This window comes from Dyadobacter beijingensis DSM 21582, assembly GCF_000382205.1.
In the GTDB taxonomy this organism is placed as follows: Bacteria; Bacteroidota; Bacteroidia; order Cytophagales; family Spirosomataceae; genus Dyadobacter; species Dyadobacter beijingensis.
Map to the genome: position 1 here is coordinate 184,767 of NZ_KB907789.1, position 13,263 is coordinate 198,029.

Here is a 13,263-nt window from a genome sequence, read left to right on the forward strand (position 1 = left end):
ATGGGTAATATTTTGATTGACAGTTAAATGTGCCTTGCGCTTACAACTTAAACTCGCCCCTGCGACCGACCTTCTTCACTTCTTCGAAGAGGTATTTTTTATTGATTTTCTTCAAAAGCACCTGCAACGAGTCGCGGCCGCCGCTTACGCCGGAAAGGTGGATGGTAGCGCTGTCGGGACGGCTGTAATGCAGCACGAGCTGGTCTGCCGCATTCACTTTATTGGTCAGTTTCAAGGTTTTGGAAGCGTCGTCGAAGTCATAGCCGTAGTAATGGCGACCGCCAGAGCCTGCAAATTCGTAGTCTCTTTTGGCATCGTCGAAATGGATCTGCTCCACATTGGTGGAATCGATCACCTTCGGCGGGGCGGAACGAATGCTGAGCGTGGCCCATTTTTCGAATACCACATCTTTCCAACGAACCGAATCCAATGCCGAATAGGCCAGCGTATCGCCATTGACGATAAATTGCTCCACATTATAAAGGCCCGCGGCCCCGGCAATGCCCGGCTTGGTCGGGTAGTGATATGGGCCCGAATGGTAGCCCGCGTAGGTTTTTGAACCGTACACCACGACGAAAAAAAGGATGAATGCGGCCTTCAACGCCACCCGCCCGAAGCGCAGCTTCGAATTGCCGAGATCGGGTTTGAAGAGGTTCGGGACCGTCGGCTTTTCGAGTGCCAGCAACCGGTAGAGCCGGTTGGCATCGAATGCGAACAGGAACAATGCGAGCACGATCAGGTAGAAGCTGTACACATATTCACCGCCCTCATAGGCGAGGTTGGAGAAGAACACATTACCGATAAATGGAATGATAATGAGCGTAGCGATGGTGGTAGTTTTCCGGTGGAGCAACAACAGGCCGCCCACCAGCTCCACCAATCCGAGGAACGACTCGTAATTAGGTACCACGCCCAGGCTCATCGCGAACAGCTTCCATGCGCTGAAATCGCCGTAGGGCGTATTCAGGTTGCTGATTGACGGCAGCGGCGCCTGTAACGGATAGAACTTAATAAAACCATAGGCGATCAGCCCCGCCGCCAGCCGGTAACGGACGATCACCCGCAGCCAGTAATATGCCTGGTTGTAATCGCGGCGGTCCTTATCGCGCATACCCCAGTAAATAGCGCCGCCAACGGCGATCACCAGCACGACGAGCCAGTTCAGGAAAGTATCCTGTTCGCCGAAAAAGCGCGGCTGGTAGCGTGCCAGGTCAAAAATGTCGCCGTAGGTGAGGTTCAGCCAGTTAATCTGGAACACGCGCCGGTAATATTTCCAGTCCAGCGGAACGCTCTGGATCGTAAAATAAATGAATGCGACGCGAAATAGCGCCTTTTCGAGCGGGCTCCACGCGCCCGGTGTTGCCAAATCCGGTGTGGTGCGGCCGTTGCCGGGAGCGGCATATCCGGCCTGCAATGCAACCGTAGAAGGATGCTGGTAAATCGGTTTCTGTGCCATTGGGTCAGGGATTAGTAGCCGGGATTTTGTTTCAATGCCTTGTCGATCAGCAGCTGCTCGGCCGGGATGGGCAATACCAGCCGGTTGGCGTCCGTCACGCTGAGTACCGCCGCGGCGCGGCCTGTGCGCACGAGGTCGAACCAGCGGTGCGGTTCCAATGCGAACTCGACCCGGCGCTCGTTCTCGATCGCCAGCAGGAGCTGTTCGGAAGTGGCCGCGGTGCTTTTGGCAATGCCGGCGCGTTCGCGGATCGCATTCAGGTCGGCGAGGGCGCCGGTAAGGTTGTTGGTGTTCGCGCGGGCTTCGGCGCGGATGAGGTACAGCTCGGCAATGCGGATCACGAATGTCGGGTCGGTGGCCGGGCTCCGGTAGTACATGTTGCCGTACCAGCGGCCCTGGTTGTCCTTGGCTACGAGCGTACTGCGGTTTCCGCCGATCTCCGGATTGTTCACAAGCGCCACGAATGCGTCGTTTGGTGCCCACTGGCGCGTACCGCCTTTTTCCTGCGGCTGCCACTGCCCCCGATGACCGTTCGTTTCGTTAACACTGTAAAATATCTCGAAAACAGACTCGGTAGTCCCTCTCGCATCGTTCGCGAAGAAAGCATTATAGGGTTTCACGAGCTGGTAGCTGGCCGCGTCGGCGATGATCTTCGTGGCGTATTCCTCCGCCTTCGCGTAATCTTTTTGATACAAATAATACCGCGCCTTCAATGCCCACACCGTCTTCTGCGTAGCACGGAAACGATCGGTCGTCGCGGGCAGCAGCGGCTCGGCGGTGTTCAGATCGGCCAGCACCTGGGCGTACACCTGCTCCTGCGTGGCACGCTCGATCCCCCGGTTGTCGGATGGTGAGCCGGTCGGTTTGGTGACGATCGGCACGCCGCCCCAAATGCGCGCCAGATCGAAGTAGGCCAATGCGCGCAGGAAATGGGCCTCGCCCACGATCTTGTTTTTCAACGCGTCCGTTAGCAGCGCATCCTGCACGGCGGGTACTTTTTCAATCACGTGGTTGATCCGGTTGAGCGAACTGTAAATGCCGCTCCAAACCGAAGCCACCGTCGAGTTTTCCGCATTGACGCGGTGGTTAATAAATTCCTGGATCTGCGATTGCGAGCCCGTCCATTGAATATTATCGCCCGACAAATAGCCGATCGACTGAAAATCAACGCTATAATAGCTGCGGAAGGAGTCGTACACGCCATTGATCGCCGTTTCGGCCGATGCCTTGTCCACGATCGTCTGCGCATCGGAAATCGACGAGCGCGGCTGCACATCAAGGAAGCTGTCGCAGGAGCCGAGGCCGATGATCAGCGAAAGCGGCAGGATGAATTTAAATGCTTTCATATACGCAATCATTAGAATGTCAGGTTAAAGCCCAATTGAAAACTGCGGGGCTGCGGCGGGGTACCGAGGTCGATACCTTGCTCGTTTTGCGCGCTCGAAGCGCTGGATTCGGGATCGAGGCCGGTGTACTTGGTGATGGTGAACAGGTTGCTGGCCGTGGCGTAAATGCGCAGCGAGCTGATGTGGCGCACGGGCACGGTGTAACCCAATGTCAGGTTACGCAGGCGCGCGAACGAGCCGTCTTCGAGCCAGCGGCTGCCGCCGTCTCGGTAGTTGTTCACATTCACGCCGTCGGGGCGCGGCACGTCGGTTACGTCGCCCGGCTTCTGCCAGCGGGCATTGTTGCTGGCGAAAATCACGCGCGCCGCGTCGCGGGCACCACCGCCTTCGCCGAAGAACTTGTTGTGGTTATACACCTTGTTACCGTAGCTGAATGCGAGGAATGCATGGAGGTCGAATCCTTTGTAGGTGACCGTATTCGTGAGCCCGCCGAAGAATTTGGGCCAGATGCTGCCGTCGATCTGCCGGTCGGCGACCGTGATTTTGCCGTCCTTATTCACGTCCTCATACACGGTGTTGCCCGTTTGCGGGTCCACGTAAAGCTGTTTGTAGACCCAGAACGAGTAGAGCGGATGCCCTTCCTGCAAGAGGATGAGGCTGCGGCTGCCGTATTCGAGCGGGTTTTGCAGTTTTTCAATCTTATTGACATTGCGCGCCACATTGAATGCCGTCGTCCACGAGAATGTGCCATTCTGGACATTCACGGAGCGGATTGCCAGCTCGAAACCCTTGTTGCTGATCTCGGCCGTGTTGCTGCGGTAGCTGCCGAAACCGGTCGTCGCGGGCAGCGAAAGCGACAGCAAACCATTGCTCGTGTATTTGCGGTATACGTTGAGCTCGATGCCCAGCCGGTCGCCGAAGAACGAAATGTCGGCACCCGCATTCAGCTGGTTGGTACGTTCCCATTGCAAATCGGGATTGGCCAGCTGCTGGGGTGCTATGCCGGGGTTGCCCTGGTATGACGACCCGCCGCTCCAAAGGCCCAGCGCCGCGAAACTGCCCAGGCCGTTCTGGTTACCGGTTACCCCATAGCTCGCGCGGATTTTGAGGTCGCTGATCACCGCCACGTTTTTGAGGAAATCCTCCTGCTTCACCCGCCACGCACCGCCGATCGACGGGAAATAGCCCCATTTACGATCGGCCCCGAAGCTCGACGAACCGTCGGCACGGATGCTGAAATCGACGAGGTATTTGCCGCCATAGTTGTAATCGATCCGCGAGAAGAACGACGCCAGGTTTTTCTTCGACCAGCTGCTCGACCCGGTCGTAGTAGCCGCGGAGGAAATCAGTTTGAAGGAGTTATTGGCAAAACCGCGTCCCGTGGCAATGGTGCCGGTGTTCACGTCGCTTTGAATGGTGTTGCCAAGCAGGACGCCCAGTGTATGCCTGGCGCCCAATTTCTGCCGGTAGGAAAGCGTCTGTTCGTTGATCCACGTTGTGGCCTGGCCGTTGTTTGCCGTGGCGAGGCCGTTCGGGCTGCCGGAAATGAGGAACGTGTTCCAGTATTCGTTTTCGTCGTAATTATTGTAATCCAGCCCCCAGCTTGTGCGGAATTTAAGGTTAGGCAAAATATCGGCCTCGGCGTACAGGTTTCCGATGTAGCGCAAGCTCGTCGAGTTTACGTCGTAGTTATCCAACAGCAAAGTCACATTGTCGAAGCCGGCGCGGCCTACCAGCACGCCGCTCTCGTTCACGGGCGAGAGGTATGTAGGCGTGTGCAGGGCCGCCTGCAAGAGCCCGCCCGCGGGGCCGTCGCCGGCGCGGGCCTGGTTACGGTACGTACGCGCAAAGCTGTTGCTTACGCCCACCTGCACCTTGTCCGAAATCTTCTGGTCGAGATTGACTTTGAAACTTGCCCGGTTGAATGCGATCGGTTTCAGGATCGATTCCTGGTTGGTATAGCCGCCGCCGATGTAATATTTGGTCGTAGCGGTACCGCCGGCCACGGAGAGATCGTAGTTCTGCAATGGGGCCGTCTGGAAAATCTCGCCGAGGCGGTCGTAGGTTTGCTGCTCCTCGGGCAGGCCGCGGCCGCCTTCCGAAACGGGGCGGAACGGGCGGTTGGCCTCGGTGCGGTTCAGCGACGGTGTGTCCTTTCCGGTGTTGATCCACCATTCGTTCACGAGTTGCGCGTGCTCGGGGCCGGTGGTGAGGTCCCAGAGCTTCGCCGCTTTGGCCCAGCCATAGGAGGCATTGAGGCTCACTTTGGCTTTCTGGTTGTACTTGCCTCTTTTGGTTGTGATGATAATGACCCCATTGGCACCGCGCGAGCCGTACAATGCCGTCGCTTCCGCGTCTTTGAGCACTTCGAGGCTCTCAATGTCGTTGGGGTTAATGTCGGCGATGGGAGAAGTAGCTTTACCGCCCGTGCCGATCGTCTGCATACTGTTACTGTTCATGAACACGCCGTCGATCACATAGAGCGGGTCGTTATCGGCGTTGATCGAAGTTGCGCCCCGCACACGCACGGTCACCGCCTCGCCGGGCACGCCGGTGTTGGAGGTAATCTGCACGCCGGGGACTTTACCTTGCAGCTGGGCATCGAAACTGCCCACAGGAATGCTTTTCACATCGGTAGGATCGACCTTGGCAATGGAACCGATCACGTTCTTCCGCTCCTGTGTGCCATAGCCGACCACGACCACTTCATTGAGCTGCCGCTGATCACTTTCCAGGCGCACGTTGAGCGAGCTCTGCCGGCCCGGCCGCACCTGCTGGCTCACATACCCGATGAACGACACGACGAGCTCCTGCCCTTCGGCCACATCAATGCGAAAATTGCCGTCGGCGTCGGTCACGGTGCCCTGGTTGGTGCCCTTGATCTGGATATTCACCCCCGGCAGCACCGCGCCGTCCTTGTCGGTAACCTTCCCGGTCAGCTCAATAGCTGCCGCAAAAGCCCATGCATTCAAAAGCCCCGTTAGCATGATCAGCAATAGCGCTGGCCTCCACATTGAAGACCATCTCAATACCAATCTCGTATTAGAAAAATACATAATGTCAGATTTTAATTTGCTTCCTATTTTCCCCTGTTACCCGACAACTCCTCCCCTTTCCGGGGCGCCTCGATCACCTTCCGCTCTTTCAGGTCATACTTTTGGCCTTCATACAAAAAGAAGAATGGTCCGTTGGTGGCCGTCGACACTTCGCGGCTTCCCTGCACATGCTTCGCACCGCTGCCGATAATGGTATTGTAATCGTAAATGGAGGCATAGGAGCGTCCCACCACTTCCAGCGTATCTTTCTGAACCACAACGGACGTAGCTTCATCCAGCCCGATGCCGATCAGTTCGGGCGCATTTTTGACGAATTCCACCAAATCGAACTGGCGGTTGCGGCGAAACAAATGCTGGTCTATCACCGAGTTTTTCAGGAAGCCCAGCCCCTGCGTGTGATCGCCGACGAGAATGTGCGCGCCTTTGGTATCGCCCCGCCACAGGAACGAGCCCTGGATGCTGGCACCGGCCGACGTGCCGGAAATGACGCCGCCGCGGTCGAGCAGTTCCTGGAATGCCTGGTGGGTCAATGTGTTCAGGTAGGAATCGGCAATGCGCCACTGGCGGCCGCCGACAATGTACACGCCCGTTGCGGCGCGGATCGGCGCGACGAATTTCTCGCTGTTGGCTTCTTTCAAATCATTGGTATGCAGCAAAGTGACGTTGGCTATGCCGGTTTCCTTTTTTACGAGCTCTACCGATTTTTTGTCAAATGCCGCCGAATCGCCGCCCGCAGCGGTGATTACGACGATTTTGGCCCTGTCCTTGCCGCCGGCGAGCTGCGTAAACCGCTGCCAGATCGCCGGCGTGGCGCCGCCCCCGCCGATGATGATCAGCGCGCCTTTTTCGGGACCGTGGCGGGTGGTCGGATTCTTTTTGACGGTTACCGGCGTTTGCGCCAGCGAGGCGGTAACCGCGGCCGTCGCCAGCAGGCAGGTGTAGATGAGTCTGGATTTCATAGGTATTTCGTTCAGGGGAATGGTGTTAATAGCCGGGATTTTGGTTAAGATCTGCGTCGGTCTGGATGGCTGTCAGCGGAATAGGCAGGATGTGGAATTGCGTGTTCTTCCTGTTTGGATTAATAGCCCCGAAAATCGCAGCCGCATGGCCTGTGCGCACCACATCCACAAACCGATGGCCTTCAAAAGGCAGTTCCAGACGACGTTCTTCGAGAATGGCGAGGTTTACCTGTTCCACGGTTGCCGACGGCGTGAGTGCCGAGGCAGGCACATCCGAGCGGGCGCGGACCGCATTCAGGTCCGCGAGTGCGCCTGCGAGATCGGGCGAGGCTTTGCTGGCCCGGGCCTCGGCGCGGATCAGGTATTGCTCGGCGATGCGCAGGATAAACACCGAGCTCGAACCGTCGGATTTACCGTATTGAATGAGGTCCCACGAACCTTCCGCGGTTTGTTTCAGCAGACTTTTGCGCGTACCGCCTTTGGCCGGATCGAGCAACTGGCTTACGAATTCGCGGGCCGGAATGTAGTCGTGGCGGCCGCCATCGGCAGGCGACAGCCAGTTGGTATAGAACGAGTTACGGTCGGAAGTACTGTAAACCAGTTCGAATACCGATTCCTCCGAGGTTTTGGTCGTGAAGAATACCGAGTAAGGCTTCACCAGTTTGAAACCCGAATGGGCAATTACTTTCGAGGCATACGTCTCCGCCTGTGCCCAGTTTTTGATATAGGTAAAATACCTGGCTTTCAATGCATATACCGAAAACCGGTTGGCACGCGTGCGGTTCACGGTCTCTTTCAAAAGCTGTTCGGCCTGGTCGAGGTCCGCCCCAATTTGCGCGTATGTTTCATCTGCTGTACTTCGTTTGGTACCCTTGTGCGTATCCGGGCCGGTGGCGGGCGTGAGCACGAGCTGGACGCCGCCGTAGGTTTTCACGAGGTCGAGGTAGCCCAATGCGCGGAGAAAATAGGCTTCGCCCAGCACCTGGTTTCGCTCTTCCTGGGTAAAAAAGCCGTCCTGCACGCCGGGAACGAGGTGAATAATGAAGTTCGCCTGGTTGATCATCTTGTAGATCGCCGAGAAGCCGCCGCCCGCATTGTTGGGTGTGAGGTCGGGCACAAGGTTATTCTGGTTGTTGTAGTTCACCACATTGTCCGAGGCGAGGTCTACACCGATGATATTGGACGTGGCGTAGCCTTGCAGGGCGTCGTACACCCCTACCAGGGCCGTGTTGGCCGATTTTTCATCCACAATCACCGCCTCGTCGGAAATGTTCTGCTCCGGTTCCGTATCGAGCAGGTCGGAGCAGGATGTCAGCCAGAGACCCGCAAGGATGAGCGCTATATTCAGTTTTTTCATTGTCAATGCATTTAAAATGTCAGATTCACCCCGAGTACCACCGATTTCGGCTGCGGCGGCGTGCCGAAATCCAGGCCTTGCACGAGACCGTTACGGCTGTCGGCGGCCACATTCACCTCGGGATCGGGACCGGTATAGTTGGTGATGGTAAACAGGTTGGAGGCCGTCACGTACAGGCGCGTGCCGGATGCGCGGATCGCCCGCGACACCCCTTTCGGCAGGTTGTAGCTCAATGTCACGTCGCGCAGGCGCAGGTAGGAGGCGTCTTCCAGGTAGCGGCTGCTGCCCGTGCGGAAGTAGTTGAGGCTGCCGTCGGGGTTGGTCAGGTTGGTCGGGCGGGGTAATACGCCGGTGTCGCCGGGTTTCTGCCAGTAGTTCAGCGAGCTTTTCTGGATCGAGCGCGTTACGCCGCGGGTACCGGCCGTTTCGAGGAAATAGGCGGTATAATTGTACGCCGAGCTGCCGTATTTATAGTAGAAATTCAGATTTAAATCCAACCCTTTAAATGACAGGCTGTTGCGAAATGCGCCTTCAAACTTCGGCCACACATTCCCGATGATCCGCTGATCGTCCACGGTGATCTTGCCGTCCTTGTTCACGTCCTCGTAAACCATATTGCCATTCTCCGCATTCAATCCGATTTCATTGTAAGCATATACCGAGTACAGCGGCTGCCCTTGTACCACGCGGAACATGTCGTAGCTGGCCGTAATGGGCGTCAGCAACTTCTGCACGCGGTTGACATTGCGCGAAACGGTGAGCACGGTTTTCCATTCGAGGTCCTTCGTGCGGACGTTCACCGAGCTCAGCAAAAGCTCCACGCCCCTGTTGCTGATCTCGCCCACATTGCGCACGACGGACGAGAAACCGGTATTCGGCGCTACGGGCTGGTCGAGCAGCAGGTCGTAGGTAAATTTGTCGTAATAGTTGAATTCAAAATTGAGCCGCTGTTTCAATAATGCACCCGACAACCCGAAGTTGTACTGGCGCGTCGTTTCCCATTTCAGATCGGGGTTGGCCAACTGGCTGGGCGCTATGCCTGGCTGGTCGCCGTAGTTGGTCCCTCCGGCCCAGAGCCCGCGCGAGGCGAAATCGTCAATATCCTGGTTGCCCGTCAGCCCCAGACTGGCCTTGAAACGCAGGTCGGTAATGGTGTTATTTTCAGGAAAAAACGCCTCTTTTGAAATATTCCAGCCCAGGCCCACAGACGGGAAGTAACCCCACCGATGGTCGGCGCCGAATCGCGAGGAAGCATCGGCACGGATGTTCCCGTCAATGCTGTAACGGTTGTCGAAATTATAATTGAAGCCTGTAAAAAACGAAAGCAAACCATAGGAAGAACCTGTGGATGAGGCCGTTTGAACCGCCGCCGAGGCAATGCGCTTGAACTGGTTGCTCGGAAAGCCGGTGCCCGTCAATGTAGCGCGCTCGGTGGTGGTTTTTTGAATGGTATTCCCTACAAAAAAGGAGAATTCGCTTTTGGAAGAAGAGAGATTGTAGTTTAAAAGCTGCTCGGCGATGAGCGACTGTTTGATCGTCGTCACATCATTGGCCTCGCCCGCAGGCTGGCCGTACACCAGGTTGGTGTTATAGTAGGCCTTTTCGTGGTAGTTGTTATAATCATTGCTCCATGAGGATTTGAATGAAAGGTTCGGCAGGATATTCCAGATCGCGTATACATTATTAATGCTCCGTAAGCTTACCGAATGGTTGTCCGAGTTTTCGAGAATGGCGAGGTGGCTGTCGAAAACAGTCGGTTTGGCATAGCTGCCGTCCTCATTGTAAAATGGATAGAAGGTAGGCGTGTGCAATGCCGCCTGGAACAAGCCCGCCGGACCGTCCCCTACCCGCACCAGCGTGCGCGGAACGCTTGAAAGCGTGTTGCTGGTCCCGATTTTGAGGTTAGGCAAAATCGAATGGTCGATATTGAAGCGGAAGGAATAACGTTTGAAATCCTGTGTTTTCAGGGTGGATTGCTGGCTTTGGTACTCACCGCCGAGGTAAAAATTCGTGCGCGAATCGCCGCCGGACACCGAGAGCGTGTATTTACTCAGCGAGGCCGTGCGAAAAATGTCGCTCACGCGGTCGTAAGTCCCCTGCTCTTCCGGGCTGCCGAATGCCGGAAAACCCGGAATAGCCTCCGCAACGGGACGGAAAGGGCGCGTGGCGTAGGTTTTACCGTCGTTGATATGCACCAGGTTCACCAGTTCGGCGTGCTCCGGGCCGGTCACAAGCTGCCAGAGATTGCTTGCTTTCGCAAAACCCTGTTCTACATTGATGTTCACCTTCGTACGCGAATTGCGCGCGCCGCGCTTGGTCGTAATCAGTATCACGCCATTGGCGCCCCGGGCCCCATACAGTGCCGTCGCATTGGCATCTTTCAGCACCGATACCGACTCGATATCGTCCGGGTTGAGGTCCGACAGCGGGTTGGGCGTCTGCCCGCCCATGCCGCGGGAGAGGCCCTGCAAGTTTTCATTGTTGATAAAAACGCCGTCCACAACATACAGCGGGTCGTTACCGGCTTTGATGGACGTGGCCCCTCGCAGGCGCACCAGCACCGATGTGCCCGGTACGCCCGAATTGCTCGAAATCTGCAATCCCGGCACCTGGCCCTGCAATTTTTCGATCACGCTGTTATAGGAAACCTGCGAAAAATCCTTGGAATCGATGGTCGTCACCGCGCCGGTCTGGGCGCTGCGTTTGGTTTGGGTATACCCCGTCACGATCACCTCGCTCAGCTGGCTTTCGTCGGGTTGCAATGCCACCTCGAAGCTGGCAGAATTGCCGACAGGCTGCTCCTGGGTCACGTAGCCGATATAGGAAAAGATCAGCACATCGTTCGCGCCCGCCGAAATGGCGAATACCCCATTGGCATCCGACAGCGTGCCTTTGTTGCTTCCTTTCACCCGAATGGTCACCCCCGGCAGGCCGTCGCCCTTTTCATCCTTCACCACACCGTTGACCGACTGGTCCGCCGGCGATTCCGAATCCGCAGCCTCGCCCGTCTCCCGGAGGGCCTCGCGGATGATCACCTTCTCTTTCTGCTGCTCGTAATCGAGGTTTCGCTGGCGTAACAGCTTGTTCAGCAGCTGCGCGACAGGTTCATTATGAGCTTCAATAGTTAGGTTAGTATATGGATTTACTAGTCTATCCTGGTAAATAAAAACGAACCCGCTTTTGTCTTCAATTTGTCTTAAAATAGCCTTTAATGACTGCTTTTCAGCCCTTAGCGTCACTTTTACATTGCTGACCGACTTCTCGCTGTCGGCGCGCAATGGGCCTGCGAGCGCAAGCAGCAGCAAAATTAGCCAGTATGGCCGGTAGCGGAGGGCGGCAATGCCTTCCTTTCGTAGGATAAGTCCCGTCATCATGTCTTTGTTTTAAATGCTCATTTCATCGAGATGAATACCTGCCCGGCGTCGTGCCGGTACTTAAAATTGCCCGCGAAGGACAGCGTACCCAGAATGTCGTCCAGTGTTTCATCGGCCCGGAACCGTGCGGTGAGCCGCTGCATTTCCAGCTGGCGGCCATCTACCCGGACGGGCACGTTAAATTTCTTTTCCAGCAGCAATGCGATCGTTTTCAGCTCGTCGTTGTTGAAATCCAGCGCCCCTTTGATCCACCCGGCCAGCGAACGTGCATTGACGTGGTCTTTCCGGTAGCTCCCGTTCTGGTTGTCGACCACCAGTTCTTCGTCGGGCAGCAGAAAAGCCGTTTCCACCGATGGATAGCCGTCGCTGTTTCGTACGCCCACTTTTCCGCTGCTAACCACCACGCGGATGTCACCCAGCCGCTGGTAGGCGCGCACCGAAAATACCGTCCCGAGCACCTGCGTCAGTGTGCGGCCCGCTTCCACGATAAATGGGCGCGAGGCATCATGGCGCACATCAAAATAGGCCTCTCCGTCGCTGATTGTCACCTTACGTATTTCAAAATCATGCGGATAGCGCAGGGAAGTACCGCCGTTGAGCGTCACGTGCGAGCTGTCGGGTAGTGTGTAGGTTTTGATTTCACCGGGTCGTGTGTGAACGATCACCATTTGCCCGGCGCGGTTACCGGGTGTCAGGAGCTCATTGTACAGCCAGAAAAAACCGAGGCAAATCGCTGCGGCCACCGCTGCTGCCACGTAAAATGCCCTGAGCGGCCTTATCCGCGCTTCGAAAGCTTCCTCCGGCTGTAAGGTGGCCAGGATTTTTCTCCACGAATGCTGCCCGGCCGCCTGCAAATCGGTATGTATTGGATCTTTCGAACGCCGGCGGGCGGTTTCGGCATACCATCTTTCGATGAGCGCCTTTTCCTCCGCGGTACATCGTCCGAGCCGGTATTTTTCCAGTAAAGCCCTCGCCTGCTGCTGATGCATATTGTTGTTGTTGAATTGCAATTCACGAGTATGACAGGCGGAAATGCATTTGGTAGTAGAAATATTTTAAAAAAATAATATAACCAGCTGCGATCGCCATTGCATTAGCCTGGATCTCAATATTTTAATCGCATTACTGATCTGTTTTTTCACGGTCTTATCAGAAAGCGAAAGCCTGTCGCCAATTTCCGAATAGGACATTTCACCTTGCCTGCGGAGCTCGAAAACCGCTTTCATTTTACCTGGTAGCCGCTCGATTTCCGCTTCAAAAATGGCGAAAAGCAATTCCTGATCGGCCCCGGCCGTCGATGCTGCGGGCGACTCGTCGATATAGGCGGCGAGCGCATCCAAATGGGATTGATAAGTTTTCCGGTGCTCGATCAGGTTGAGCACGCGGTTACGCACGGCCGTATACAGGTACGCCGCGAGCGCGGTGTGAATTTGTAAACTCGATGATTTGGCCCAAAGATTGATGAATACCTCCTGCACGACATCCTGCGCATCATCCTCATTACCAAGCATTTTGACCGCATGCGCATACAGCCGGAGGAAATAGCGGTTGTGGATTTCCTCAAACGCCTGTACGGAACCTTCCTGAAAAGCATTCAGCAACTGCTGGTCCGATAAATCACCTGATACACGCACTTTTCGAGATATTTCTTGACAAACCTCGTTTGCCTGGTTAATAAGAAATTGTTTTGCATTGTCTGCAAAGTACCGATGCCC

Annotated in this window: 8 protein-coding genes; all 8 read right to left on the bottom strand. The window is 56.0% G+C overall.

What is annotated here, in order from left to right:
- Positions 1-40: 40 nt before the first annotated feature.
- The 8 genes from H144_RS0119255 to H144_RS0119290 all read right to left on the bottom strand — a co-directional run bounded on the left by H144_RS0119255 (position 41) and on the right by H144_RS0119290 (position 13,182).
- Positions 41-1,456 carry a hypothetical protein gene (locus H144_RS0119255; RefSeq protein WP_019943734.1) on the bottom strand — a complete coding sequence of 472 codons (1,416 nt, stop codon included), beginning with the start codon at positions 1,454-1,456 and terminating at the stop codon, positions 41-43.
- 11 nt (positions 1,457-1,467) lie between these two features.
- A complete protein-coding gene (locus H144_RS0119260; RefSeq protein WP_229207942.1) occupies positions 1,468-2,802 on the bottom strand; it encodes a RagB/SusD family nutrient uptake outer membrane protein in 1,335 nt (444 codons plus the stop codon).
- Between the two features lie 11 nt (positions 2,803-2,813).
- Positions 2,814-5,789 (bottom strand): SusC/RagA family TonB-linked outer membrane protein, encoded by a 2,976-nt coding sequence (locus H144_RS0119265; protein WP_229207943.1) that lies wholly within the window; start codon positions 5,787-5,789, stop codon positions 2,814-2,816.
- 92 nt (positions 5,790-5,881) lie between these two features.
- Entirely contained in the window at positions 5,882-6,817 is a 936-nt protein-coding gene (locus H144_RS0119270) for a cyanophycinase (protein WP_019943737.1), read from the bottom strand.
- A gap of 25 nt (positions 6,818-6,842) precedes the next feature.
- Complete coding sequence (locus H144_RS0119275; RefSeq protein WP_019943738.1) at positions 6,843-8,174, bottom strand: RagB/SusD family nutrient uptake outer membrane protein; 1,332 nt, start codon at positions 8,172-8,174, stop codon at positions 6,843-6,845.
- An 11-nt stretch (positions 8,175-8,185) separates the two neighbouring features.
- Entirely contained in the window at positions 8,186-11,548 is a 3,363-nt protein-coding gene (locus H144_RS0119280) for a TonB-dependent receptor (protein ID WP_019943739.1), read from the bottom strand.
- A gap of 17 nt (positions 11,549-11,565) precedes the next feature.
- Positions 11,566-12,537, bottom strand: a complete 972-nt coding sequence (locus H144_RS0119285) for a FecR family protein (RefSeq protein ID WP_033403090.1) — start codon at positions 12,535-12,537, stop codon at positions 11,566-11,568.
- Between the two features lie 66 nt (positions 12,538-12,603).
- Positions 12,604-13,182 carry an RNA polymerase sigma factor gene (locus H144_RS0119290; protein WP_033402986.1) on the bottom strand — a complete coding sequence of 193 codons (579 nt, stop codon included), beginning with the start codon at positions 13,180-13,182 and terminating at the stop codon, positions 12,604-12,606.
- Between the last annotated feature and the right edge of the window lie 81 nt (positions 13,183-13,263).